This is a genomic window from Bradyrhizobium sp. KB893862 SZCCT0404, assembly GCF_018130885.1.
GTDB classification, from domain to species: Bacteria; Pseudomonadota; Alphaproteobacteria; order Rhizobiales; family Xanthobacteraceae; genus Bradyrhizobium; species Bradyrhizobium stylosanthis.
Genome location: NZ_JAFCLT010000011.1, coordinates 1 through 25,961 on the forward strand (window position 1 = coordinate 1; position 25,961 = coordinate 25,961).

General features: G+C 64.8%; 24 protein-coding genes, 1 tRNA gene and 1 pseudogene. 10 read left to right on the forward strand and 16 right to left on the reverse strand.

Going from position 1 to position 25,961, the window contains the following annotated elements:
- Positions 1-299: 299 nt before the first annotated feature.
- Positions 300-953, reverse strand: coding sequence for a histidine phosphotransferase ChpT (gene chpT / locus JQ617_RS33085; protein ID WP_063692487.1), 654 nt, complete (start codon positions 951-953; stop codon positions 300-302).
- A 187-nt stretch (positions 954-1,140) separates the two neighbouring features.
- Here chpT and JQ617_RS33090 point away from each other — a divergent pair, with 187 nt between their 5' ends.
- Positions 1,141-1,968 (forward strand): 3'(2'),5'-bisphosphate nucleotidase CysQ family protein, encoded by an 828-nt coding sequence (locus JQ617_RS33090; protein ID WP_212030041.1) that lies wholly within the window; start codon positions 1,141-1,143, stop codon positions 1,966-1,968.
- Here JQ617_RS33090 and JQ617_RS33095 read toward each other — a convergent pair.
- Positions 1,962-2,447 (reverse strand): YHS domain-containing (seleno)protein, encoded by a 486-nt coding sequence (locus JQ617_RS33095; protein ID WP_212030042.1) that lies wholly within the window; start codon positions 2,445-2,447, stop codon positions 1,962-1,964. The two genes, JQ617_RS33090 and JQ617_RS33095, sit on opposite strands and share 7 nt — an antisense overlap.
- 139 nt (positions 2,448-2,586) lie before the next feature.
- On the opposite strand from JQ617_RS33095, the gene JQ617_RS33100 reads away from it, so the two are divergent.
- From JQ617_RS33100 to JQ617_RS33110, 3 genes are all read left to right on the forward strand, one after another.
- Positions 2,587-3,192, forward strand: coding sequence for a DUF1134 domain-containing protein (locus JQ617_RS33100; protein WP_063692492.1), 606 nt, complete (start codon positions 2,587-2,589; stop codon positions 3,190-3,192).
- A gap of 116 nt (positions 3,193-3,308) precedes the next feature.
- Positions 3,309-4,607, forward strand: a complete 1,299-nt coding sequence (locus JQ617_RS33105; protein ID WP_063692494.1) for a coiled-coil domain-containing protein — start codon at positions 3,309-3,311, stop codon at positions 4,605-4,607.
- Positions 4,608-4,766: 159 nt separating this feature from the next.
- A tRNA-Val gene (locus JQ617_RS33110) sits at positions 4,767-4,841 on the forward strand.
- 232 nt (positions 4,842-5,073) lie between these two features.
- Here the strand turns inward: JQ617_RS33110 and JQ617_RS33115 are convergent.
- The 7 genes from JQ617_RS33115 to JQ617_RS33145 all read right to left on the reverse strand — a co-directional run bounded on the left by JQ617_RS33115 (position 5,074) and on the right by JQ617_RS33145 (position 12,343).
- Complete coding sequence (locus JQ617_RS33115; RefSeq protein WP_212030043.1) at positions 5,074-5,913, reverse strand: universal stress protein; 840 nt, start codon at positions 5,911-5,913, stop codon at positions 5,074-5,076.
- Between the two features lie 105 nt (positions 5,914-6,018).
- A complete protein-coding gene (locus tag JQ617_RS33120) occupies positions 6,019-6,408 on the reverse strand; it encodes a response regulator (RefSeq protein WP_145669144.1) in 390 nt (129 codons plus the stop codon).
- Complete coding sequence (locus JQ617_RS33125; protein WP_502754910.1) at positions 6,405-9,980, reverse strand: GAF domain-containing protein; 3,576 nt, start codon at positions 9,978-9,980, stop codon at positions 6,405-6,407. Before JQ617_RS33125 ends, JQ617_RS33120 begins: the two co-directional genes overlap by 4 nt.
- 155 nt (positions 9,981-10,135) lie before the next feature.
- Complete coding sequence (locus JQ617_RS33130; protein WP_212030045.1) at positions 10,136-10,813, reverse strand: hypothetical protein; 678 nt, start codon at positions 10,811-10,813, stop codon at positions 10,136-10,138.
- Between the two features lie 42 nt (positions 10,814-10,855).
- A complete protein-coding gene (greA, locus tag JQ617_RS33135; protein WP_212030046.1) occupies positions 10,856-11,338 on the reverse strand; it encodes a transcription elongation factor GreA in 483 nt (160 codons plus the stop codon).
- 56 nt (positions 11,339-11,394) lie between these two features.
- Positions 11,395-11,880 (reverse strand): hypothetical protein, encoded by a 486-nt coding sequence (locus tag JQ617_RS33140; protein WP_212030047.1) that lies wholly within the window; start codon positions 11,878-11,880, stop codon positions 11,395-11,397.
- A gap of 130 nt (positions 11,881-12,010) precedes the next feature.
- The gene (locus JQ617_RS33145; RefSeq protein WP_212030048.1) at positions 12,011-12,343 is read right to left on the reverse strand and encodes a hypothetical protein; all 333 of its coding nucleotides are present in this window, start codon (positions 12,341-12,343) and stop codon (positions 12,011-12,013) included.
- A gap of 283 nt (positions 12,344-12,626) precedes the next feature.
- On the opposite strand from JQ617_RS33145, the gene JQ617_RS33150 reads away from it, so the two are divergent.
- Positions 12,627-12,860: a DUF3551 domain-containing protein gene (locus JQ617_RS33150; protein ID WP_063692508.1), complete on the forward strand. Its 234-nt coding sequence runs from the start codon at positions 12,627-12,629 to the stop codon at positions 12,858-12,860.
- Positions 12,861-12,882: 22 nt separating this feature from the next.
- Here the strand turns inward: JQ617_RS33150 and JQ617_RS33155 are convergent, their stop codons facing one another.
- A complete protein-coding gene (locus JQ617_RS33155) occupies positions 12,883-13,212 on the reverse strand; it encodes a hypothetical protein (protein WP_212030049.1) in 330 nt (109 codons plus the stop codon).
- On the opposite strand from JQ617_RS33155, the gene JQ617_RS33160 reads away from it, so the two are divergent.
- Entirely contained in the window at positions 13,198-14,736 is a 1,539-nt protein-coding gene (locus JQ617_RS33160) for a peroxidase family protein (RefSeq protein WP_212030050.1), read from the forward strand. The genes JQ617_RS33155 and JQ617_RS33160 overlap by 15 nt on opposite strands.
- Before the next feature lie 171 nt (positions 14,737-14,907).
- Here JQ617_RS33160 and JQ617_RS33165 read toward each other — a convergent pair whose 3' ends face one another.
- The 4 genes from JQ617_RS33165 to JQ617_RS33180 form a co-directional block, all read right to left on the reverse strand.
- Entirely contained in the window at positions 14,908-16,179 is a 1,272-nt protein-coding gene (locus JQ617_RS33165; protein ID WP_212030051.1) for a hypothetical protein, read from the reverse strand.
- A gap of 232 nt (positions 16,180-16,411) precedes the next feature.
- Positions 16,412-16,930, reverse strand: a complete 519-nt coding sequence (locus JQ617_RS33170) for a hypothetical protein (RefSeq protein ID WP_212030052.1) — start codon at positions 16,928-16,930, stop codon at positions 16,412-16,414.
- A 208-nt stretch (positions 16,931-17,138) separates the two neighbouring features.
- Positions 17,139-18,686, reverse strand: coding sequence for an acetolactate synthase large subunit (locus JQ617_RS33175; RefSeq protein ID WP_063692514.1), 1,548 nt, complete (start codon positions 18,684-18,686; stop codon positions 17,139-17,141).
- Between the two features lie 47 nt (positions 18,687-18,733).
- On the reverse strand, positions 18,734-18,964 hold the full coding sequence (locus JQ617_RS33180) for a hypothetical protein (protein ID WP_212030187.1): 231 nt from the start codon (positions 18,962-18,964) through the stop codon (positions 18,734-18,736).
- Between the two features lie 87 nt (positions 18,965-19,051).
- Between JQ617_RS33180 and JQ617_RS33185 the strand changes: the two genes are divergently transcribed.
- Together JQ617_RS33185 and JQ617_RS33190 are read left to right on the forward strand one after the other, a co-directional pair.
- The gene (locus tag JQ617_RS33185; RefSeq protein WP_212030053.1) at positions 19,052-19,630 is read left to right on the forward strand and encodes a L,D-transpeptidase; all 579 of its coding nucleotides are present in this window, start codon (positions 19,052-19,054) and stop codon (positions 19,628-19,630) included.
- 181 nt (positions 19,631-19,811) lie between these two features.
- Positions 19,812-20,618, forward strand: a complete 807-nt coding sequence (locus JQ617_RS33190; RefSeq protein ID WP_502754907.1) for a DUF2927 domain-containing protein — start codon at positions 19,812-19,814, stop codon at positions 20,616-20,618.
- Between the two features lie 135 nt (positions 20,619-20,753).
- Here the strand turns inward: JQ617_RS33190 and JQ617_RS33195 are convergent.
- Positions 20,754-21,713: pseudogene (locus JQ617_RS33195) on the reverse strand (IS5 family transposase).
- Positions 21,714-21,997: 284 nt separating this feature from the next.
- Positions 21,998-23,125 carry a threonine synthase gene (locus tag JQ617_RS33200; protein ID WP_212030055.1) on the reverse strand — a complete coding sequence of 376 codons (1,128 nt, stop codon included), beginning with the start codon at positions 23,123-23,125 and terminating at the stop codon, positions 21,998-22,000.
- A 308-nt stretch (positions 23,126-23,433) separates the two neighbouring features.
- On the opposite strand from JQ617_RS33200, the gene JQ617_RS33205 reads away from it, so the two are divergent.
- Both JQ617_RS33205 and JQ617_RS33210 read left to right on the forward strand, forming a co-directional pair.
- Entirely contained in the window at positions 23,434-24,690 is a 1,257-nt protein-coding gene (locus JQ617_RS33205) for a GTP cyclohydrolase II (RefSeq protein WP_212030056.1), read from the forward strand.
- Positions 24,691-24,697: 7 nt separating this feature from the next.
- Positions 24,698-25,936, forward strand: a complete 1,239-nt coding sequence (locus JQ617_RS33210; RefSeq protein WP_212030057.1) for a URC4/urg3 family protein — start codon at positions 24,698-24,700, stop codon at positions 25,934-25,936.
- The last annotated feature ends 25 nt before the right edge of the window (positions 25,937-25,961 follow it).

Here is a 25,961-nt window from a genome sequence, read left to right on the forward strand (position 1 = left end):
TTGGCGTTGTTCGGCTCCTGCTCGAACTTCACCAGCTGATTGTCGACGGTGTCCAGGCTCTCGCTGGTCTCCGTCAAAAACTCCCGCAACAGATCATCCATGAAAACAGGCCTTCATACAGGGAGGGCGCGCACGAGACGTGATGCGCCATTTCGGAATGGGGCCAGCTTCACCGCAAAGCGTTTAATAATGGTTGAGTATGTGGAAAAGAACGGAACCAACAAATAGATAAGGCGCTCCGGACAAGCCGAAGCGCCTCGTAAAGATTGGATTAACTTCCGAGTGCGCGCGTCGCGCGTTTACGAAGCGGTAACGATGATGGCTTCGCCTTCGGGCTTGAGCGTCACCGTGAGTCCGCAGGCCTGTGCGAGCAGCCGCGTATAATAAGGCTGGATCGCATGCGCATCGGCGGCAGGTCCGCGTTCGCCGCTGAGGAGCTCGGAGATGTTCTGCGGCAGGCGCGCATTATGTCCGGTCGCGGTGATGCGGAAGCTCATGGTCTCGCCCTCGCCGATCGGATCGATCGTCAGCATGCCGCCGCGCGGGATCGTATGCTGGGCCACGACCAGCATGTTGAGCAGCAGCTTGACGCGATTCTTCGGCAGCAGGAGCCGCGGCAGATTCCACGTGATCGAGCACTTGCCGTCCTCGATATGGCCCTTCGCCATGGTCTGGGCGTCGCCGAGATCGATCTGCGCGCCGGAGGAGCCGGCCGCGCCGAAGGCAAGACGGCAGAACTGGAGGCGGGCGGATGCGGTCTTGGCGCTCTTGCGAATCAGGTCGAGCGCGAACTCGCGGTCTTCCGGCTTGGGATCGTCGTCGAGCACTTCGAGCCCGTTGACGATGGCGCCGACGGGGCTGATGAGATCGTGGCAGACCCGCGAGCACAGCAGCGCGGCGAGTTCGAGCATATCGGGTGCAGTAGCGGTCGCGGGCGACGAGGCGTCAGACATATAATGGGGTCCTGGAGGGTTCCTGGAATTGCACGGCACCGGGCGCCGCGAATCACGCATGCTTGACGGATGCTGCGGGTTCTAACATTCGCCAGCCTGTGGCAGCTAGCTTGCGATAGGCTCGAAGCGGCCATAAGAGCTGCGGGCGAATCAATCGAGAGGGGCGATATTTGCCGATGAATGAGGCATGCAGGTGAGGATCATCGAGGCCGAGGCCGCATCGGGATTGATGGAGCCGCTCACCGCGCTGGTGGTGAAGGCGGGCGAAGCGATCCTTGGCGTCAACCGCGCGGCGATGCGGGTCGACGGCAAGCAGGACGGCTCGCCGGTCACCGAGGCGGACCTTGCCGCCGACCGGATCATCGCGGAGGGTCTCGCGCAGCTCGCGAGCGACGTGCCGACCCTGTCGGAAGAGCGGACCCAGCTCGCCGCACCGCCGTTCCAGGGCAGCTTCTTCCTGATCGACCCGCTCGACGGCACCAAGGAATTCGTCGCCGGACGCGACGAGTTCACCGTCAATCTCGCCCTCATCACGGAGGGTGTCCCCCTGCTCGGCATCGTCAGCGCACCCGCGCTCGGGCTGCTCTGGCGCGGCATCGTCGGACACGGCGCCGAGCGCGTGCGGTTTAACGGCGCCGCCATCGGCGCGGCCGAATCGATCCGCACCCGCAAGCTGCCGGCACAGGGCGAGCCCTGGATCGCGGCGGTGAGCCGCTCGCACGGCGATCCCAGGAGCGAGGCGTTCATCGACAACAGGCCCAATGCGGTGAGAAAGACCTGCGGCTCCGCCGTGAAATTCGGCCGGATCGCGGAGGGCAGCGCCGACATCTATCCCCGGTTCGGGCCGACCTCGGAATGGGACGTCGGTGCCGGCTGCGCGGTCGTGACCGCGGCCGGCGGCCGGGTGACCGACGGCAAGGGGGGCGAGCTCCGCTTCGGCCAGCGGCGGGACACGGGTTTCATCATCCCGGACTTCATTGCCTGGGGCGACCCGCAGGCGGTAGGCCGCTACTGACTGAGCTGCTGCTGCAGCGCCGGCCAGCGCTTGCCGACCTCGTAGAGGAAGCGCTCGGGATCGGCGGCGAAGGCGTCGCGATTGGCTTCCCGGCTGAACAGATAGAGCCGCTGTGCCACGATCGCGAAGAAGCGCGGGTTGCCGGCGACGGTGACGCCGCGGGCGATGTCGGCGGGGTCATAGCCGCCGAACTGGGGGCCATAGACCTCGGGATGAGCCACGAAGGAGGCCCGGTTGCCCTCGTTCCGGAAGCGCCAGACCGCCCCCCAGAGGTTGGCCTCGAACTCGGCCGTGCCCTGCTCGGCGGTGCCGTCGACGAAATAGCCGACGGGGTCGAACCCCTCGATGGCGACGCCCGAGAAGCGGTTGACGACGATCCGCTCGGTGGTGGCGGCCTGGGCCGGCGGCACCGGACAGCCGATCCAAATAACCGCCAGCAGGCACGCCAGACGGCCGATCAAGGCAATTCCGGGGCGCAAAGGGCTATCTTCCTGCCGTTGTGCCGTCATAGTTGCTGCGGATAACATCCGAGTCGAGGGGACATCCGGCGCAACCTAGAGCCGTGCCTGTTGGCGTCAGGTTAAGGAAGCGACCGGTTTCGATACCAGGGGTTCTTTTATGACTTTCGCATCACGCCTTGCTGCGTTCGCGCTTGCCGCGATGGTCGGCTGGATCGTGCCGGCCTCGGCCCAGCAGCCGCCGCCGCCCAATCTGCCGCCGCCGCAGCGGACCCCGACGCCCAGCACCTATGGGCCGGACGAGCTCGTGACCGCCGGCCACCGCTTCTTCGGCAACGTCTCGCGCGGCCTCGCCTCGATCATCGAGAAGGCGGTCAGCCAATGGGGCCTGCCGAACGGCTACATCCTGGGCGAGGAAGGCTCCGGCGCCTTCGTCGCCGGCCTGCGCTACGGCGAAGGCACGCTCTACACCAAGAACGCCGGCGACCTGCGCGTCTACTGGCAGGGTCCCTCGCTCGGCTTCGACTGGGGCGGCGACGGCGCGCGCACCATGACGCTGGTCTACAACCTGCCCGCCACCAACGCGATCTACCAGCGCTTCGCCGGCCTCGACGGCTCGGCCTATATCATCGGCGGCTTCGGCATGACGGCGCTCACCGCCAACAACATCGTGCTGGTGCCGATCCGCTCCGGGCTCGGCCTGCGGCTGGGTGCCAATATCGGCTATCTCAAATATACGCCGCGCGCGACCTGGAACCCGTTCTAGGGCGCCTTCCCATCCTGTGACGGATCAAGGTTAACGACAGGCCGGGGCTGGCTTTTTGCCGGCCCCGCATGCATTGTCGTTGGTGAATTTTTCCTTAAGCTTCGGAGTTCTGGCCCATGGTCGAACCGATCATGTACCTGGCGATCGGTTTCCTGATTGCGATGCTGTGCGGGCTCGCGATCGTGCCGCTGGTGCACAATCGCGCGGTGCGCCTGACCACGCGCCGGCTCGAGGCCGCAACGCCGCTGTCGATGGCCGAGATCCAGGCCGACAAGGACCAGCTCCGCGCCGAATTCGCCATGTCGGCCCGCCGGCTCGAGATGAGCGTCGAGCAGCTCAAGAACAAGACCACGAGCCAGCTCGCCGAGCTCGGCAAGAAGAGCGACGCCATCAACCGCATGAAGATCGAGCTGGGCGAGAAGAACGCCACGATCTTCGCGCTGGAAGCACGCGAGAAGGCGGTGAAGGAACAGCTCCGCGCCACCGAGGAGGAGTTCGCCGCCAAGACCGAAAGCCTCCGCTCCGCCGAGAACGCGCTGACCGACAAGCAGCACGAGCTCGCCAAGATCAACTCCGAGCTGTCCGACCGCTCCTTGATGGCGGAGAGCCGCCAGGTCGAGCTGGTCGCGGTGCGCACGCAGATCGAGGAACTGAAGAACCGCGTCGGCGACGCCGAGAAGGAGTTCGCCGCCACGCAGGCGCGCCTCGCCCATGAGCGCACCGAATCCGAGACCGCCTCGCGCGAGCTCGGCGACGCGCGCGGCCGCGTCGAGAATTTGAGCCAGCGCGTCACCGAGCTCGATCGCCAGCTGCTCGTGCAGGTGAAAGAGGCCGAGATGCTGTCGGGCCGCGTCGCCGACCTCGAGGGGCGCCTAGCGACGCAGGGCAAGCTGCTCGCCGAGCGCGACTACGAGAACAACCAGCTCCGCCAGGCGAGCGAGACCTCCGAGCGCACCGTCAAGGAGCTGCGCGTCGAGATCGCCGCCCTCAGCGGCGGCAAATCGTCGGCTGCATTCGAAGCCATCCGTGCGGAAAAGACCGCGCTGGAGGATCAGCTCCGCACCGCCCGCGACGAGCGCGCCAAGCTGCAGCGCGACATCAACGCGATCCAGCAGCAGGCGGAAAGCTCCTGGGCGACCGAGCGCATGGAGAACGCGCTCTTGCGCGAGCGCATCAACGACATCGCCGCCGAAGTGGCAAAGCTCGCGATGCAGCTCGAAGGCCCGAACTCGCCGATCGAGGCGCTGCTCGCGGCCGAAGCCGGCCAGCCGCCGAAGCCGGCGCCCCGCCCGGCCAACGACGCCGCGAGCAACGGCGCGGCCGCGCCGGCCATGCCCGAGGGCGGTGGAACGCTGGCCGAGCGCATCCGCGCGCTCCAGGCCCACGCCTCCCGCGCCCGCCAGCAGGGCGCGTAAGCGGGCCGAAAAGGCGGCCTTCCCAGGCGAATTACAGGATCCGGCAAGGTTTTCCGGCCTCAAGGCGCCTGGAAACTTGACACCTCAAGCCCGCACTTCTAAATCGCGGGCTCCAATGCGTCGGCCGGCCGAAAGTCCGGCCGCCTGCATGATGGTCCCGGGCGCATAGCTCAGCGGGAGAGCGTTCCCTTCACACGGGAGAGGTCCAAGGTTCGATCCCTTGTGCGCCCACCACGCTTCGCCAAGAGGCTTCGCGTGGCGCCGCCACGCCCAATGTCCGGCGTAGCTCGAAGAGCGTAGACGGACTGGGGCATCCTGCTTCCGCTCCCTCAAAACGTCGAAAACAACCCCATGCACAGTAGCCGGTGTCAGCCGGATCAATGACTTACGACTTTTCCGAACTTTTCTTGCTCCGTCGGGCAAAACAGGGGCATGATGGCATGATCGGGAGAGCCTGCTTGCGGCTCTAATGAGCCATCAGGACCGGCAAATCCGCGTGGTCCATGATGTGGCTGGTCGCGCCGCCGAATATCATTTGCCGCAGCCGGGTGCGGGTGAAAGCGCCCTTGACCAGGAGATCGCAGCCGTCAGCCCTGGCGGCATCGAGGACCGCTTCGCCGGTGTCGCGATCGCCCAGCTCAACCCTGATCGCCTCGGCTGCAATGTCGTTGTAGCGCAGTTGCTGGATGATCCGCCCGGCAGACGGTCCCGGGACTTCCTGGCCGCCGATCACGGTGAGAACCGTTACCCTCTTCGCGAGGCGCAGCAGCGGCATCGCAAATGCGTTTGCCCGCGCCTGCTCGGTACTGCCGTTCCAGTGGATCATGATGTTCGTCGCGACGCTTCTCGGTGCGGTCAACGGCGCCAGCAGGACGGGCCTGCCGCTCTCGAACAGCGCGGATTCAATCGCACGACGGTGAGGGCCGGCAGCATCGACGTCGGACCGTGCCATCACCACCAGATCGAAAGCGCGCCCATAATTTCCGACAAACTCTTCGCCCTCGGGCGCGTTCTCCAGCCAGCCGAAGCACGGCCGACCTGAAGGCGCAGCAGCCCGAGGAATGTCGTGCTTCAGCATGTAGGCTTCGAAGAAGTTGCGCATGTCGTTCAATTCGGCCTCGCTCTTCGCCTCGTAGGAATCCATGAGGATGCCGGTGGCCAATTCCGAGGCCATATAGGGCGGGATCCCGAACCGAAGTGGAAAGCCTTCGATATAGGCGCCGGTGCGTCGCGCGAGATCCACGACGGCATCGAGCGTGGATGTCATCATCGGAATGTTCTGCAGCGGGACCAAGAGCGTCTTCATTTTCAATCTCCCGGTGTTTTCAGTGAACATTGGCGTCGGGTGCCCTGCGACGACTTCGCCTTGCGTCCCCGTTGCGGCCTGTCATCGACCACGAGAATGGCGTGGTCACACGGCCTGCTCAAGCCTCGTGTCTATCTCCTGGCGCAGTGCCGCGAAGTCGATCGGTTTGGTCATCAGGTCGGTCGCCCCGTTCGCCAGCGCCTTGCGCCGGGTCTCGGCGTCGCCATAGGCCGTGATCATGATGACAGGCACATCGGGGCGGACCGAGCGCACGATGGGCAGCATCTCCAGCCCGCTCATGCCGGGCATGTTGATGTCCGACAGGATCAGAATCAGGGTGGCATCCTCCATCGCGACTGCGCGCTCCAGGGCCGCGGGCGCGGACGATGCAAACTCCATGAGAAAGCGGCCGGCGCGCAGATCGCGCCGAAACTGCTGGCGGAACAGCGCCTCGACGTCCGGCTCGTCGTCGACGACCAAGATATAAACGCTCAACTCCTGCCTCCGGTCCGCAATGGTGCCGCCAGCGTACGCGGCAGCGTAATGATGAACTCGGTATAATCGCCAGGCTCGGTATCGACCTCGATGCTGCCGCCGTGCTGCTTCACGATGATGTCGTGACAGATCGAAAGGCCGAGGCCGGTGCCTTCGCCCGCCGGCTTGGTCGTGAAGAACGGATTGAAGATCTTCTCTCTCACGTCGGCGGGGATGCCGGCGCCATTGTCGCGAATCCGGATTTCGACGGAGCCGCCGAGATTCGTCGTCGTCGCGCGCAGCCTCGGCTCGAAGCCGCCGCCGGCGGCGTCCCTTTGCTTGCTCGCCGCGTAGAATCCATTGGACACGAGATTGAGGACGACGCGCGTGATCTCCTGCGGATAGAGCTCGAGCGCCCCCGCGGACGGATCCAGATTCCTCTCAAGCGTGATATCGAAGCCGGCTTTTTCGGCGCGCGCGCCGTGATAGGCCAGGTTGAGACTTTCCTCGACGATGGCGTTGATATCGGCCGAGCGGCGCTCGCCGGCCCCCTCGCGGGAGTGCAGAAGCATATTCTTGACGATGGAATCGGCGCGCGTTCCGTGCTGCACGATCTTGTCCAGATTGCCCTGCAACATGTGGATCAGCGCGTCGATGTCCTGCCTTGCCGCCTCGCCGAGCGCGGCCGAGCCCAGTCCGTCGCGAAGCTCGTCGATCAGCTCGGAGGACAGCGCAGCGAAATTATTGACGAAGTTGAGCGGGTTCTTGATTTCATGCGCAATGCCTGCGGTCAGCTGCCCGAGCGAGGCAAGCTTCTCGGTCTGGACCAGACGATCCTGCGCGTTTCGAAGCTCCTCGAGCGACTGCGACAATTCCATGGTGCGCTCGCGCAGTTCGTTGAGCAGGCGTGCATTCTCGATCGCGATCACGCCCTGGTGCGCGAAATTGGATACGAGCTCGATCTGCTTGTCCGTGAAGGGCTTAACTTCCTGCCGGAAGATCGTGATGGTGCCGATCAGTTCGTCTTCCCTCAGCATCGGCACGATGACGACGGTCCTCGCGCCGGCAAGGTCGGCAAGCGCGCGAACATTCGGGTTGCCGTCGGCGTAGGGCGGCTGGGTCCTGATGTCATCGATGTGGACCGTCTGATGGGTTTTCTCGACGGTGCCGAGCCCGCTCGACGGGTGCGGACGAATGCTCTGGTAGAGCCGGGTATCGACATAGGCTTGCGGCGCGTTATGCAGCGCAACCGTGCGAAAGCCGCCGTCCTCGTAGAGATTCATGGTGCCGAAGCCTGCGCCGCAAATGCGGGTCGCATTCTCCAGCATCTTGTGGAAGACGGGGGTCAAGGCGCCCGATGCGCTGATGATCTCCAGCACCTCCGACGTTGCCGTCTGCCGCTCCAGCGACTCGTTCAGTTGCTCGAACAGACGCACGTTGCCGATGGCGATGACGGCCTGATCCGCGAAGGTCTGAAGCAGGTTGATCTGCTTCTCGCCGAAGGGATGTACCTCGGTACGGCGCAGCACGATCGCACCCAGGCTCTCGCCTTCGCGCAACAGCGGCACGCTCAGAACGGTCCGAACGTTGGAGCGAATCGCATATTCACGCCCCGTCGGGAATTCCTCCCCTTCGGGCCCGAACAGGTCGTGCACGTGAATTGTGCGGCGATCGAGAATCGCCCGGCCGGTGGGCGATTCCGCAGTGATCGGACGCCTGCTCCGCACCACGGGGACCTGTCCATGGTGCGCCTTCGTAACGAGATCGTTGCCTTCCCTCAGAATGACCAAGGCATCATAGGCCTCGCAAAGCCCGCATGCGCTTTCCACGATGGCCTTGAGCACGGGACCGACCTCGGTCGGCGAGGATGCGATGACGCGCAGGATATCGGCGCTGCCGGTCTGGTACATCAGCGCCTCGGACAGATCCCGCGTCCTGGTCTGCAATTGCTCCAGGAGCCGTACATTCTCGATGGCGATCACGGCCTGGTCCGCAAACGTGGTGACGAGCTCGATCTGCTTGTCCGTGAACGGCTGCACACGTCTGCGAGCGATCACGATCGCGCCGATCGGCTCGTTCTCGCGCAGGAGGGGAACACCGAGCGCCGTGCGCTGACCGGCCATGGTCGTGGATTCGCGCAGGCCGTATTCGGGGTCGGCAGCAACATCGAGGATCTGCACTGGCCGGCGCTCCTGCACGGCCCGGCCGGTGACCGTGCTCCGTCCAGGGGTGATGGGATGAGCCCGCAGAAACGCGATGTATTCCTCGGAGAATCCTACCGCTGCTCCGGCCTGATATTCATTGCCCTCGCGGCGCATGATGAACGCCATCTCCGCTTCGCAGAGCCGCGCCGCCGAATCGACCAGCGTGTCGAGCACGGTTTGCAGGTCGAAGGTCGAGCGGCTGATCACCTTCAGCACGTCGGCCGTCGCGGTCTGCTGCTGCAGCGATTCGGCGAGATCGCGCGTCTTCGCCTGGACCTCATCGAACAGCCGGACATTCTCGATCGCGATCACGGCCTGATCGGCGAAAGTGGAGAGCAGGTCGATCTGCTTGTCCGTGAACGAGTTCACGGTCTTGCGGCCCAGGAACAGCACGCCGATCGATTCGCCGGACCGGAGCAAGGGCACGCCCAGGAGGGTGCGATAGCCGCCGGCCCTCTGCTGCTCGGGATAGGCGTATTCGGCATCGAGCACGACATCCTCGATCTGGACGGCCTTGCCGCACAGCAGGACGCGCCCGACGACGCTGCCGCGTCCGGCACTGAGCCGAATGCCCGCCGAGACCTCGGCCCACTCGGGCGAGAAATTGTATCGCGTCGCATGAGTGTAGGCGCCGTCGGCGTCCTGCCGGACGATGGCCGCCATGTCGGCACCGCACAGCCCCGCCGCCGATTCCGTCAGCGTGTCTAGCACCGCTTGCAGATCGAACGCGGAGCGGCTGATGACCTTCAACACATCGGCGGTCGCGGTCTGCTGCTGCAGCGATTCCCGCAAGTCGTCAGTACGGGCCTGCACCTCGTTGAACAGCCGCGTATTCTCGATGGCGATGACGGCCTGATCGGCGAAGGTCTGCAGGAGCTGCACATGATGCGGAGCGAAGGTCCCGGGCTCGGCACGCGTCACGCTGATCATGCCGATCACGACGCCGCCGGCGGTGAGCGGAACGAACAACATGCTGCGAAAGCCGCGGGCGCGAGCGACGAATTTGATTTCATTCGTCAGCGCTTCCGTGTCGGGGGTCGGTACCACCTTACCCGCCTGGACTTCCCCGAAGCTCTCAAACTGGGCAATCGGCCTCGGAAACATGTTCTTCAAGGTCGCGTCGGCGGCGGAATTCGTCGGCGTGAATGCCGCCAAATGGGCCGTGCCGTCGATGAAGCGGAATACGGTCGTCGAGAAGCCGCCGAGCAAGGCATTGGCCTGCCGCGCAATGGCATCGAAGACGGGCGTCACCTCCGATGGCGAACTGGCGATGATCTTGAGAATATCGGCAGTGGCGCTCTCGCGATCTTGTGCGGCGCGCAATTCGGCCTGGAGCCGCGCGTTCTCCTGCTGCAAATCCGCCACCACGTCCTGAGGAAGCGCGGCCATCATGAAATATCCGGGTCGCCGGGCCGGTTCGGGGCCGACGTCAAAATATGATCAAGAATGCGTAGGGAATTATTCCACTCCCGGGTCCGTCCGACCAGACCTATCGTGAGTTGATTTCCCGCCGACTGCCCGTTTCAACGCGGGCCGGAAACGCCTCAGGCCACCCGCTCCGGCCGAAGGGCCGCGTAGAGACCGACGAGGGTGCCGATGGCGACGAGGGCTGCCGCGAGCAGCACCTGCAATTGCCCGTCATCGGTAGGGCCGACGGACGACACCAGCCTGGTCACGATGACGAAGAGGATGCTCACCGCGGCCGCGGCCCCCACGCAGAGATAGGCGAGCTCCGCCGTCAATCTGCGGCCGAGCAGGCCGAGTGCGGTAAAATACATCGCGCAGGCGTTGGGATGAACGAACAGGGCAATGCGCGCGTATGGACCGTAGGCGTCGAACAGGGACTCGCATCGGCTCAGCGCCGCCTTTGAAGCGACCCGCTGCAGGAACGGCCTGAAGAAACGCGCCTGGCCGTAACTGAGAACGGCGCCGACGATGATGGCCAGCCACGCCATGATGAAAACCGAGACATCCGCGGATTTCGGCGTGAGCGCTACCGACATCAGGATCAGAGCGGTTCCGGGAAAGTAGCCGAAATACGGGAAGATCGACTCCAGCAGCACGCAGACGAACATGAAGGCCGGAAACCACGCCGAACCGGTCGCATCCTGGACGATGGTGTTCAGATCGAACAGGCTCGTCCTGTACAGGACGAGGTACATGCACATGGCAAGTGCCGCCAGCGCGTAGAACGGCAACGCTCCCGACAGAAAACGTTTCATGCGGCCATCGGGCTTCGTTTCGCTGACACGGCGAAGGCCATCTTACGCAATCGACACAATCTCGATCTCCTGCGCGCCCGAGCCGACGACGTCGCCGGCCGCCTTGCCCATCAGCGACCGCGCCACCGGCGCGACGAAGGAGATCGAGCCCGCCTTGGGGTCGGCTTCGTCCTCGCCGACGATGCGATAGGTCTGCACGCGGCCGTCGGCGCGGCTAAAGGTCACCGTGCTGCCGAAGGCGACCACATCGGTCGAGTCCGGCTTGGCAACGACCTGCGCCGTGCGCAGCCGTTCGGTCAGATAGCGGACGTCGCGCAAGGGGACCGCCGACTGCCGGCGCTTCTCGTTGACGTCGTCGATGGCCTGCGCGGCCTCATAGGCCTCGCGCGCCTGTTGCAGCTGCGTCTGCAGGGCCTGCAGGCCGGCTTCGGTCACGAGGTTCGGATGGGGCGAGATCGGGCGATCCGGCAGCAGCGTCTCGGACGCGGTCTCCGCACTGTCTTCCTTGGTAAAGGCGACGCTCAATTCAAGTATCCTGTCGAACGGTCCGGGGGCGCGCCGTGCGCCGCCGATGACCCCCACTATATCTCAAGTGCGACGAAACGACGGAGCTTGAAGACGAGATCCGGCATGGCCTGGCGGAACCGGGTCGCGTTCTGGAACGAGGTCGAGAACGGCGCGAAGGTGATCATCGCGTTCCAGTGCCGGTAGCCGTAGACCGTCACCGAGGCGCCGGTCGCGGGAAAATCCTCCATCTTGCGGAGCTCGCCGAGCACGAGATCGGCAATCGCCTCCGCGGGCAGCAATTGCCTGCCATCCGGCGTCGTGGCGATTCTCGCGGGCGGTTCGGCCGGCTTGGCGGGGGGCGGCGCGGTATCGGGCTCAGCCTCGTCCTTGACCGGGGCCGCAGCGGGCGGCGCCGCCTCGGCCGGCTCGGATCCGCTCGTCGGCACGGTCGGCGGAACCTCAGCGAGCGGCGGCGGAGCAACGATGTCTGCGCGCTTGTTGCCTCCGAGGATGCTGCTGATCATGGCCACGAGGCCAGCATCCTTCACGTCGTCGCTCATTCCGTCCCCCGGCACTCCCTTCGGCCCGAGCTTACCTTAGCACCGCTTCGGCAGACCGCCACAAGGGATGTGTCGCAGGCGCGGCGGTGCAGGTGGCGGCGGCGCGACGCCTCGTCGCGCCGCCAAGCGATCACTGCTTCTCGAACGGAATATATTGCTGGTACTGCTTCGGCACCGAGCTGCGGTAGCGCGCGGGCACGGTGCCGCTGTCGACCGAGTGATCGATCTCCTGCTGCCGCGTCATCTTCTTCTTCGCCGGCTTCTTCGACGCGCTCTTCTTGGAGTCGGACGACTGGCTGGTGTCAGTGGTTGCGGCGGGCGTCGTCGTCGCGGCCGGCGCAGTATTTGTCGCCGCAGGCGCCGCGGTCCCGCCGGCGGCCGGTGTGCTCTGCGCCAGCGCGAGCGATGAATGCGCAAGAAGCGCCAGCGCGGCTGTTGCAGCCAGCAAATATGATCTTTGCATCAGAACCTCCAAAAAATGACCTGACCCGAATGAGCAAAGCGTGGCCCGCGGGGACCAACGCGTCCAGATCCGCTCGTAAAACGTCCGCTCAACATAGGCCGGACGCCGGCGGCAAACTGTGGCCGAGATCACATTGCTCGCCGCAGCTTGCCGCATCATACGCCCATGTTGAACGCGCCGCCCACTGCGGACACCAAGACAAGCACGACAATGTGTCGGACACGTCCCGGAACACGCAGAATGAGCTGGTGTTCCTCATTTACAGTCCTCGAAGGAGATTGAAATGCGTCGCACCATCCTCGCCCTCGCCTCGTTCGCCGCGCTGCTCGCCGTAGCATCCCCGGCGGCCCAGGCGCATTCTGCAAACGATCGCTATTGCCTGCAGGGCCGCATCTGGGGCTATCCCGGCAACTGCCAGTTCGCGACCTATCAGCAATGTCAGGCTTCGGCCTCCGGCACGTCGGCCTATTGCGGCGTCAATCCGCGCTACGCCTTCTCACAGCAGCGCTTCTACTGATGTGGTTGCGGCGCGCGCGGCATCACGCGCGCGCCGCCACAATCTTCGCCTGACGACGATCGACCGCGCTGACGGACGGGCGCGTCGACACCGCATCAAGCCGCTCGCGCGCGTCGATGACGAGAATGTTATCCGTCACCATCGCGGGAAAAATTTGCAAAGCGCAGCCGCAGCTTGCTCGCCTCCTCCACGTCGGAACAGCACCACCATCGCGCACAGTGTGAAGCGACGGCTTGTCGCACGCCGGAATCCCTGATCTAGCTTTGCCTGCATATTCTGTTGCGAACAACTTTAGCTTTATTCGTTCCGTCGTGACTTTTTCAGGGAGGAATTTGAAATGAGCAGCCGCCACGCAATTGTTCCGCGCGGATTGAACGCCACCCGCTCCCCGCTTTCGCAAGGCCGCTTCGGCCGCATGTTCCGCAAGCTCTCTCCGGCGACATTCGGTGCAAACGACGCCGCCAACGTCGCCAACCTTTCGGCGCTGGCCGACAAGATGGTCGGCAAGTTCGACGCGCCGAAGGACGGTCCGGACGCGGAAGAGAGCGGCATTCCCTCGCTCTACACTTATTTCGGCCAGTTCATCGACCACGACATCACCTTCGATCCCGTGAGCTCGCTGACCCGGCAGCAGGATCCCGACGGGCTCGTCGACTTCCGCACGCCGTCGTTCGACATGGACAACGTCTACGGCCGTGGGCCGAACGACCAGCCCTACATGTACGACGGCAACAAGTTTCGCCTCGGCGACAAGGTGAGCGGCACCGGCGTTGCCGACACCAGCGACCTGCCGCGCTTCAAGGGCCGCGCGCTGATCGGCGATCCCCGCAACGACGAGAACAGCATCGTCTCGCAGTTCCAGGCCCTGATGCTGCGCTTCCACAACCGCATGGTCGACGACAATGACAGCCTGTCGTTCGAGGACGTGCAGCAGCGCGTCCGCTTCCATTATCAATACGTCGTGCTGAACGACTTCCTGCCGCGCATCGTTCACGCCAGCGTGCTGGACGAGCTGAAGACCGCGGGCCGCTACGACCGCAGCAAGCTCGCCCATTACCACTGGAAGACCTATCCGTTCATGCCGGTCGAGTTCTCGGTCGCCGCCTACCGGCTCGGGCACTCCATGATCCGCCCCGGCTACCGGCTGAACGACGCGGACAACATGCTGCTGCAGATCTTCCCCGATCCGAACAACCCCGACAAGAACGCGCTGACCGGCTTCCGCGCCATGGGCCCGGGGCGGGCCATCGACTGGGGCCGCTTCATCGATCTCGACACGCGCGCCTACGGCGTCGAGGACGACGACACCAATCCCGACAACAAGCGGCGGCTCCAGTTCGCCTATCGCATCGACACGTCGCTGGTCGATCCGCTGCGCAAGCTGCCGCCGGAGGTCGCTTCCAACCCGGCTTCGCTGGCGCTGCGCAATCTCGAGCGCGGCTGGCGGCTCGGCCTGCCCTCGGGCCAGGCCGTCGCGAGAGCAATGAACCTGACGCCGCTGACCGACGATCAGATCATCATCGGCAAGGCCGTCGACGAGCCCGGCCCTGACGATCCGCAGGCGCCGATCGCGACCATCGCGAACGGCGTGTTCGCCGGCAATTGCCCGCTATGGACCTACATCCTGGCCGAGGCGCGGCAATTCCAGACCGCCGTCGCCATCCCCGCCACCGGCGCGCCGGCGGGCGGCATCAACACGCCGCAGCTCGGCCCCGTCGGCGGCCGCATCGTCGCCGAAGTCTTCCTCGGCATGCTGTTCGGCGACAATTCCTCCGTGCTGTCGCAGGACCCGCAATGGACACCGGTGACGGGCCCCGGCTTCGCGCTGAAGGACCTCGTCGCCTACGCGCTCGGCCAGGGCGATCCGCTGCACTGAGGTTGCGAGGATCGATGAGAGGCCGCTCGCGTCACGCGGGCGGCCTTGCACTCACGAGCCGCGTCCGCTTTGCGCCTGGAAGGCGACATTGGAAACGACATGCATGATGTCGGCCTTGGGCCAGAAGCGGACTCTCCGCGACCATTTTTGCGTCCGCGCTTGCCTATTCAGCTAAACGTCTCCCCTAAATGACGGAAGACTGAAGACAAATGGCTGAAACATAAACTCGTCGCGTTCGACAATAAGAGGTCGTTCACCCCCCCAGTCGCTGGACCGATTTCGGACCTCGATGGCATTAACTAAATGCGTCCGGGAAATCCCGAGATAACGAAAGGAGGCTGGCCCGGAGGGCACGAGGGTACGTGGCAGCGACATGCAATATCCAAACCCTCTCGTCGCTCCATTCCGAAAGTCAATACTGGCACCAACGTTTGGGCCCTCGCGAAATAGGTCCTCAGATCTTTGGACGGGATCAGCAGGCCAGGGCAATGCTGACCAACTCGTCATGTCGGGATAGTAAGATGGAGCGACGACCCGATCGCCCTTGCCCCATTTGGCTGGATGACGTCGGGGGAGCCCTTTGTCAGGCACGTCGAACTCAAGATTATATAAAACGCGATTAGACGGCACTGTGACTGCATCTTCGTGATCAGTCTGCATGGGCCGACCGTAAAGCAATGGGTCTATTGCCTCCTGCTCTTCTGCGTTTACGGGTTTCCAAAATTGAGGTCGATCAGCTGGCCAGACCTCATGGACGCGCTCCTTCCTTGCTCCGACCAATCGAAAGCGAGCATAGCCATAACAACCGAGCCCCATCGGAACACGCGCGGGCGACAAACCTTTTTCATTAAGCGCGGCTACGCCGCTGGCCATATGGTAGGATGATCGAGAGACCAGATTATGTTGCTCTCTTCGAAACTGGTCAAAGGCAGCGCGGTCAGCGCGCTCAATTGTAGCTCCTCCAAATTGAAGAACCGACAAAGGGCTCTCATACGCGTCGTCGGACAGGTAAGCCGTCCCAAATGCAAGCGTCTCTGCATCATCGTAGACAACTACCACTGGGAGCAGGTCGGGAGGCACTCCGCCGTTTTCTGTAGTTTCATCCCGGCACGCTCGCGGCGGACGCACGACAAGTCCTCTGCCATCGTCCATTCGACGACCGAATACACTTGGTGTCAGACCGATTTCAACCGTTCGACCCCCGTCCATGTAATTGGTCTGGCGCACGTCGCAGCCGACAACAATGTCGAAATCCTGAGCTTCGCCCCGGTAGGAAAGCTTCACCTTGAGTCGATAATAAGTGCCTGTGTCGCGCGTGGCGGACTTAACGAAATCCCAGTTGCCGCGGAGTGCCTGGAAGACAGGCGAACGCTTCGCAGTGATCAGAGCCGCAACAAAAGCGACCACCGAGGCTAGTGAGATGAGAGCTACTTTGGTCTTCATGCACGATTTCAAATCAGAAGTTTATTGGCGCGACACCGCAGCGCGGTCTAGCTGTATTTCTTAGACACGCATTGAGATAGATAATAGAAACATGCGCAACCAAAGGTTAAAGCGAAGTTTGCTCAAACCGCAAAACCGGTCGAGTTCCGCTTCGGGTCATAAGCAGTCGATGCTAGCGGAGCGAGACGACTTCCGCTCTGTCCCTGAAATCCGACATTGACGAGCACACGCCCTATTGCGCTGCCCCGAGGCCGATCTCATCCAGCCGCTCCGCAAACCAGAGTGACTGCGCCTGATCGACGGCGCCGCTGACATAGATCTCCGACATCGTCACATGCTGCCGGTCCAGCACCAGCAGCACGCCGATCCAGTAGGGAAACCAGACATGCACGTCGGTGAGCGCCCGCAGCTTGTGCTGGTCGTGCTCCAGCGGCGTGTGGTTGCTCGCCTTGCGGATCTCCACGGTGAGCAGATTGTTCGGGATCTCGCGCTGGTGCACGGCGACGTCGGGATAGATCGACTTGCCGAGATGATCGTCGGTCGAGATGATGGTGCCATGCGGCAGGTGCAGCGTGCGCTCGCCGAGCCGGTCGTAATTGCAATCGACCGCCCAGCCGGAAAACTGCCGTTCCAGATAGACGGCGAAGCGATGCGTCACCGCGCGCTCGCCGATGTCCTTCTCGAACAGGAAATCCTCGTGGGCGTAGAAGTCCCGGAGCGCCGCGATCACCTTGTTCAGCTCGGTCTGCATCGTGCCCCCCGACCCCTCACGCGCACTTAGTTCGGTGTCGTCCCGGCCTAGTGCGCAATTGCGCACGGGGGGCCGGGACCCATACCGCGAGGTCTATCGAGTGTACACGGTGCACGTACCGGACTCCGAGTCTTCGCCAAACTTCTCCCTGGGGTTATGGGTCCCGGCTTTCGCCGGGACGACGGCTGGAGGGAGTTTGGCCAACCGGTTACATCTGGACTTCGATCAGCCGCGGCCCCGGCTCGGCGACGGCTTCGGCCAGCGCCTTGTTGAACTCGTCGGCGTTGGTGACGGCGCGGCCCGGCACGCCCATGCCCTTGGCCAGCGCGACGAAATCGAGCGTCGGACGGTCGAGGCGGAGCATGTCGTTGGCGCGCTGGCCGGGCTCGCCGGCGCCGACATTGTCGAACTCGCCGCGCAGGATCTGGTAGATGCGGTTGGCGAACACGATGGTGACGATGTTGAGGTTTTCGCGAGCCTGCGTCCACAACGACTGGATCGTGTACATCGCGCTGCCGTCACCGACCATGGTGATGACCTTGCGGTCCGGGCAGGCGATCGCGGCGCCGATCGAGAGCGGCGTGGAGAAGCCGATCGAGCCGCCCATGTTCTGCAGCCAGTCGTGCGGTGCCGCCGCCGCGGTCGGCGGGAAGAAGCCGCGGCCGGTGGTCAGGGACTCATCGACCATGATGGCGTTCTCGGGGATCGCGCAGGCGATCGCCTGTGCGATCGAGGCGAAGTTCAGGGCGCCGGTCGGCTTGACCAGCTCCTGCAAGGCCTGCGGCTTGACGTCCTTCGCACTGGCCTTGACCGCGCCGGCGAGCGCCTCGAGCGCCGCAATCGAATTCTCGCCCCAGGAGGTCATGCGGTGCACCTCGCAGCCCTCGGGCTTGAGCATGCTCGGCTTGTTCGGATAGGCGAAGAACGCCACGGGATCGTCGGACTCAACCAGCACGATGTGACGGAACTTGGCCAGCATCGGCAGCGCGTTCTCGATCACGTAATGGATGCGGTCGATCGAATAACGGCCGCGGCCGCGCGCCATCTTCGGGCGGAAGGTCGGCCCCATCACGGTGCAGCCGGTCTTGCCGGCGATGCGCTCGGCCAGGGCCAGGCCCTGCTCGCTCAGCGCGCTGCCGGTCATCAGCAGCAGCGTGCCCTCGCCGTCGCCGTGCAGGATCTTCGCGGCCTTGTCGACCGCCTGCGGCGAATAGCTGGCGCGCTGCTGCTCGGCCGGCACCTCGGCGATGCCGTCGGCCTCGTTCCAGGCGGTGTCGGCGGGCAGGATCAGGGTCGCGATCTGCGGCGGCGCGCTCTTGGCGGCGGCGATGGCCGCGGCGCCGTCGGCGGCGACCGATTTGGAGTTCGGCGAGGTCCGGACCCAGGACGACATCGGCCGGGCCAGGCCCTCGATGTCGGAGGTCAGCGGCGCGTTGTAGTCGATGTGGTAGACGGCATGCTGGCCGACGATGTTGACGATGCCGGAATTGGCCTTCTTGGCGTTGTGCAAATTGGCCAGGCCATTGGCGAGGCCGGGGCCGAGATGCAGCAGGGTCGAGGCCGGCGTGCCCTTCATGCGGAAATAGCCGTCCGCCGCGCCCGTCACCACGCCTTCGAACAGGCCGAGCACGCAGCGCATGCCGGGCACGCGGTCGAGCGCCGCGACAAAATGCATCTCGGAGGTGCCGGGGTTGGTGAAGCAGACGTCGACCCCACCCTTGACCATCGTCCGCACCAGGCTTTCCGCACCATTCATTCTTCTTGCTCCCGCAACCGGCGATTTTCAGTGACCCGTCCGGTCAATCATTGTTCGCAGGCCGCGTCAAAGCAATAGGGCGCATCGCGGCCCTGCCCCGCATGACGATACGCCGGCTTGGCTAATGCCCCGTTCCGATGACAACGGAACGGGGCATCAGATTCCTGTTTTGACGCGTTTTCTTGATGCGAACCGGTATCCACTTCGCTTGAAAACGCTCTGGCGCTTTCCGGCGAATCGGCTCCGTTGCCGATTTGGTAACGCCAATCGCCGGGCATGGCGGCCCTCACGGGGCCGTGGCTTGCGAAACCCCCGCAAATATGGCCTCTGGCATGTGTTGAAGAGATTTTTTTCCGGGGGAGACAATGATCCGGTTTTTTGCCGCGCCGATTGCCGCCATCGCACTCTTGACCGCCACGGCCGGCGGCGTCCTCGCCGAGGAGTTCGACTCCCGCGACATCATGGGCGGCGGACCGAACTTCTTCCGCGGCGGCTCCAGCCCGATCCCCCGCACCACCGTCATGTACAACGGTACCTACGCCCCCGGCACGATCGTGGTGAACACCAGCGAGCGCCGGCTGTATCTGGTGCTCCAGAACGGCCAGGCGCTGCGCTACGGCATCGGCGTCGGCCGCGACGGCTTCCGCTGGGGCGGGGTGCACAAGATCACCGCCAAGAAGGAATGGCCGGATTGGACCCCGCCGTCGCAGATGCTGGCGCGCCGGCCGGACCTGCCGCGCCACATGAAGGGCGGCATCGAGAATCCGCTCGGCGCCCGCGCCATGTATCTGGGCTCGACGCTCTACCGCATCCACGGCTCCAACGAGCCGGAGACGATCGGCCAGGCGGTCTCGTCCGGCTGCTTCCGCATGACCAATGACGACGTGAGCGACCTCTACAGCCGCGTCGGGGTCGGCACCACCGTGGTGGTGCTGAACAACTAGACCCGCGCGAAGTGCCGCAGGGTGGCAAAGCGAAGCGTGCCCACGGCTTAGAGATGGTGGGCACGGCGCTTCGCGCCTTTGCCCACCCTACGGCACCGTGATTGGGAACCGGCGAACCGCGTGAATTTGCGGTCTTGTGCGCGCGACGCGAATACGGCAGCGTCGGGTGACGATGAGCGCAATGACCTCGCCCTCGGCTGCCTTCCGTTTCGCCCTGCTGGCGCTCGCCGCGCTCACATCCGTCCCTGACACCGCTACCATGGCTGCCGCGAGCGAATTGCCCGCGGTTGCCTCGCGCCAGCGCGCCGAGCGGAAAAGCTTTTCCGACGGCGAGATCGTCGAAGGCTTTCTCAAGACCGCGTTCGGCGCCGAATACCACCTCGCCGGCCGCGTCGACCGCATCCGCAAGTTCGACGGGCCAGTGCGCGTGTTCGTCGAGAGCGATCGCGCCGACCGCAAGGCGCAGCTTGCAAAGGTCGTCGCCGACATCGGCAAGCGCGTGCAGCATCTCGACATCGCCATGACCGACAGCAGCGAGGCCGCGAATGTGCGGGTGAAGCTGGTGCGCGACCGCGACCTGTTCCGCACCCTCACCAGCTTCTACGGCGTGGAGAAGGCGCGCGAGATCCGCACCTCGCTCGATCCGCAATGCCTGTCCGGCTTCCGCAAGAACGACAATTTCGAGATCGAGCATTCCGACGTCATCCTCACCGTCGACAACGGCGATTTCACCTTCCTCGACTGCGCCTATGAGGAGCTGCTGCAGTCGCTCGGGCCGATCAACGACACCGCGAGCGTGCCGTGGACGATGTTCAACGACAACGTCTCGATGGGCTATTTCGACGTCTACGACCAGTACATCCTCAACCTGCTCTACGATCCCCGCATCAAGCCCGGCATGACCGTGCCGGAGGTTAAGGCGGTGCTGCCGCAGGTGCTCACGGATATCAGGGCGTGGGTGAAGCGGGTGAATGATCTGAAGGAGTGAGGGGCTTGCTTGCTGCCCCCTCTCCCCTTGCGGGCCTGTTGCGTTATCGGGCTTTGAGGCTGAGGAGGTCAGGAGAGAGGGCTGCGGTGACGACAATTGCAGCCAAGTCTGTAGTCGTCGTCGGCGGCGGGCGGCTCAGGCCGCGATCGTGGCCCACCGCCTCATGTTGAAGGCGATCGAGGCGAGCAGGACCTGTCCGCTTGCCTTCATCAGACCGACGTAGCGGATGCAGGTCAGCCGCATTCGGCGTTTGAGAGTGGCGAAGGTGGTTTCCACCGCCGCCCGTCATCGCGCGATGAGAAGATTGTAGCGTTTGAGCCGGGGTGGCAGCTTTGGATGATGCCTGTTGGGACGGAACGCGATGCGCGGCTTCTTGCCTTCCGCCTTCAGCCGAGCCCGCCGGGCATGGGTATCGTAAGCCGCATCAGCCCACACCACGGCCTCATCGCCGCGGATCAACTCATCGGCCGGTGTGGTGTCGTTGATGTTGGCGGGCGTGGTCAGCACCGTGCGGATCAGGCCTGAGCCTTCATCGACGCCGACATGGGCCTTGTAGCCGAAGGTCGAGCCGCCCTTGCCCTGCCGCTTGGTGAACCGGGCGTCAGGGTCGTTTGAGGGGCGATCCTCCTTCTGAGGGGCCGACACCGTTTGGATTAAGGTCGCATCCAGCATCGTGCCGCGCTTGAGAATCACGCCAGCGTTCTCAAGCTGACGATCCAGCTCGCTGAACAGCTTCTCCAGCAGACCTTGTTCGACGAGTTGGTTCCGAAAGCGGTTCAGAACCGTGTGGTCGGGCGTCGCATCTTCAAGGCTCAAACCGACGAAGCGCTTGAACGACAACCGGTCGCCCAGCGCTTCCTCGAGTTCGCGCTCCGAAAGACCATAGAGGGACTGCAGCAGCACAGCACGAAACAGCACCAGCACCGGATAGCCCGGACGACCGGGGCTCCCTTCATCCCGCAAATGGCCGATCAGCTTCTCGAACCGGTACCACTTGACCAGGCCAGCCAGCCGATCGAGCGCAGCATTGGCGCCAGCCCCCTTCGGCATCAGTGCTTCCACAAAGCTCGGCTGTCCTGTCCGCTTAACCGCCATCGCTACCCTCCAAGGTTCTGCCCTAGGGAATCACAGCTGACGGATTACGCAACAGGCCCCTTGCGGGAGAGGGTGGCTCGCCGCGCAGCGGCGAGACGGGTGAGGGGTTTCTCTCCGCGCGTTCAGCTCTCGTTGAGTCCGCGGAGAGATACCCCTCATCCGGCGCCATAGCCGAAGCTTTGCTTCGGCGTTCTCTTAAGAACGGCCGCAAGGCGGCCTATGCCACCTTCTCCCGCAAGAAGGGGAGAAGGAAGAAAGATGGGTTTCGCTGCGCTCTACCCATCCTACTGCACGAGATCGGCCACCGTGGTCGCGGCCTTCAGCCCGGTGCCCGTTAGCACCACCACCGTGGTCTCGTTCGCCTTGATCGATCCGGCCGCGGAGAGTTTCTCCAGGGCCGCGGCTGCACTCGCGCTGGTCGGCTCGGCGAACAGGCCTTGCCGCGCGAGACGGCGCAGGGCCGCGACGATCTCGTCCTCGGCGAGCGCGACGGTGCCACCGCCGCTCTCGCGCAGGGCGGCGATGATCTCGCGCAGCCGCAGCGGGTTCTTGATCGCGGTGCCCTCCGCGATGGTCTTGCTGACCTCGCGCGCGACGGGCGTGTCGACGCCGGCCTTGAAGCTCGCATCGATCGGCGAGCAATTGAGCGGCTGCGCCGCGAACAGGCGCGGCAGCTTCGAAATCTGCCCGGCCTTCAAAAGCTCGCGGAAGCCGAAGGCGCAGCCGAGCAGGCTGCTGCCGGCACCGACGGGAACGATCACGTTGTCGGGCGCGCGAAAACCGAGGTCCTCCCAGATCTCGTAGGCGAACGACTTGGTGCCCTCGAGGAAGAACGGCTGCCAATTGTGGCTGGCGTAAAAGGTCTGGCTCGACTGGCGGATGGCCTCCGCTTCCGACTCCTCGCGCGGCCCTTCGACGAGCTGCACCTCGGCGCCGTAAGCGCGCACCTGCGCGATCTTCGCCGGCGATGTCGAGGCCGGCGCCAAAATCTTCACGCGCATGCCGCCGGCGGCCCCCAGCCCCGCCATCGACGAGCCGCCATTGCCTGAGGAGTCTTCCAGGATGGCGCCGACGCCGATCTGCCTGAGGAAGGACAGCATCACCGCCGAGCCGCGGTCCTTGAAGCTGCCGGTCGGGTTGAACCATTCCAGCTTGAAGAACGGGCGCAAATCGCCCCAGTCTTGGTGCACAAGTGGCGTACAGCCCGTGCCGAGCGAAATCGGATCCTTGATCTCGACCGGCAGCGCTGCCCGGTAGCGCCACAGCGAGCGCGTCGCGCCGTCGATGTCGTCGCGCGAGATGCCCGCCCCCGGCGTCACCAGCAGCGGCGTGCGCTCGTCCGAGCACCAACGCGGCTGGTCGAGGGGATAGAGCTTGCCGTTGCGGGGATCGATGTAGCTGGCGGTGGGCATGCGGGTCTCCAAGGCAAATCCGATCCGCCCGATATGTCCGAATATGCAGGCTTTATCCAGCCGCCTGTTTGCAGGGCGCGGCCCCGCCCCTTCAAAAATTCAAACAATTACATAGATATAGGGGGCATTTAGCCGCTGTTCTTCGGTCCGGAACGGCCGCTGGCCGCTCTCGCACGATTAACTTGTCTGTCGCCGAGGGCCGCTACAATATGTTGGATTGAGCTTGCGCCGCCAGTGGTCTTGACCCGCAGCGCAAGTGAGCCAGGCCCGTCCGAGCGGCGGGCCGTTGGCTTTTTGGGAGCCTGGACATGAGCCGCGCGAACCGTACCGACCACATCCGCCTGACCTCCCATCCGGAGCCGGGCCGGAAGGCCGCCTTCCCGATCCATTGGGGCGCCGCTGACGCGCGCGCCCGAGGCCCGATCATCGGAACGGTGTCGCGAGCCGGGGATCGCAACGTCATCGGCAGCCATGGCGGCTCCTACGCGATGTACCGGGCGCTTGCGGTCTCCGCCGGCGCGCTCGATCCGATCCGCCGCCCCGACCTCACCAACACCTTCCCGGCCGCGACCATCGGGCCCTTCGAGCAATGGCGCGATCCCGCAAAGATCGTCGCGCTCGATCCCTGGGGCCATCTCGTCGCCGAGAATTTCGGCAAGGAGATCGCCGAGGGCGCCGACATCCGCCCGAGCATCGCGGTGACGCGGGCGCGGCTGGACCTGCCGGAGATCCGCGAGGCGCTGGCCGCCAAGCGGTTGCGCGCCGATGGCGAGGTCGTGCACGCCAACGGCAGCGTGTCGGTGGTGAAGATCGCGATCGATCCGGTATGGTACCTGCCCGGTCTCGCGGAGCGCTTCGGCACCAACGAAACCGAGCTGCGCCGCACGCTGTTCGAGCAGACCGCCGGCATGTTCCCCGAGCTCGTGACGCGCCCGGACATGAAAGTGTTCCTGCCGCCGATCGGCGGCACCACGGTCTACATGTTCGGCGACGTGACGAAGCTGCCGGACCATCGCACCAAGATCACCTGCCGCGTGCATGACGAGTGCAACGGCTCCGACGTGTTCGGCTCCGACATCTGCACCTGCCGGCCGTATCTCATCCACGGCATCGAGGAATCCGCGCGTGGCGCGCAGGAGGGCGGGCTCGGGCTCGTCGTCTACAACCGGAAAGAGGGCCGCGCGCTCGGCGAGGTCACCAAATTCCTAGTCTACAACGCGCGCAAGCGCCAGGAGGACGGCGACGCGGCTGCCGCCTATTTCGAGCGGACCGAATGCGTCGCCGGCGTGCAGGATGCGCGCTTCCAGCAGCTCATGCCCGATACCATCCACTGGCTCGGGCTGAAGCGCATCGACCGCTTCCTGTCGATGAGCGACATGAAGTACGACGCGCTGACCTCGCAGGGCATCGACATCGTCGAACGCGTGCCGATCCCGCCTGAGCTGATCCCCGCCGACGCCTATGTCGAGATCGCCGCCAAGAAGGCTGCCGGCTATTACTCGACCGACATCGCGCCCGAGAAGGACGTGGACGGCGTGGTCGGCCGCTCGCTGGAAAAATACTGATCGCGCGATGGCTGACGGTTTGGAAAGAGAGGCCCGCTCGCTGCTCAGCGCAGCAGCGGTCCGCGCGCGTGCCGGGCAGATGCTCGAGATCGGCCTTGGCGGCGGCTTGAGCCACTTCACTGTTGATCTCGACCGCATGGACGGCGTTGCGGACGCCGTGCTCGCGGTCACGCGAAAAGCCTATCCGACGCTGGACGTGCCCTTCCATGCGCGGTGGCGGCATTTTGTGCTTGGCAGGGCCGATCGCTGGGCGCGGCTTGCGGACGCCGCGACGTGGCCGGACCGCGCCGCGCGGGCGCGTGCCGAGTTCGACCTCGCCATCGTCAGCGTGCTGCTCGATGCCGGCGCGGGCGCTGCGTGGCGATACCGTGACGCCGTGACAGGCGAGAGAATCGGCCGGTCCGAAGGGCTCGCAATTGCCAGCCTCGACATGTTCGCGAGCGGCCTGTTCTCCGGCGATGTCCGCGCGCCGTTCAGGGCCGATGCAAATGTGCTTGCGCAACTGCCGCTCGCCGCCCTCACCTCTGCGTTTCAGGTCAGCGATGCCAACCCTCTGCTCGGTCTCGAAGGCCGCACCGACCTGCTACGGCGGCTGGGCAAGCTGGTCTCGGCGCGTGCGGACGTGTTCGGCGCGCACGACACGCCGCGGCCGGGCGGGCTGTTCGATCACATCGCGGCGCAAGCTGTCGGCAACGCTGTCGCGGCGCCTGCCATCCTGTCGGCGGTGCTGAATCAGCTCGGCCCGATCTGGCCCTCGCGGCTCGAGCTCGCGGGCGTCCCGCTCGGCGATTGCTGGCGCCATCCGGCAATCAATGCGGACGACGGAACGGCCGGCCTCGTGCCGCTGCACAAGCTGTCGCAATGGCTGAGCTATTCGCTGATCGAGCCGCTGCAACGCGCCGGATTTGCCGTCACCGACATCGACGGCCTGACCGGCCTTGCGGAGTACCGCAATGGCGGGCTGTTCGTCGATCACGAGGTGCTGCGCCTGCGCGATCCCGCCGATGCCGAGCGCGCCCATGCGGTGGATTCACTGCTCGTCGTGGAGTGGCGCGCGCTGACGGTTGCGCTGCTCGACCGGCTCGCCGAGCTGGTTCGCGCCAAGCTCGGCCGCACGCCCGAGACATTGCCGCTCGCCAGCATTCTGGAGGGCGGCACCTGGGCCGCCGGCCGCGCCATCGCGTTTGCGCGCCGCCCCGATGGTTCGCCGCCGCTCAAGGTGATCAGCGACGGTACGGTGTTTTAACCCCTCTCCCCTTGCAGGAGAGGGT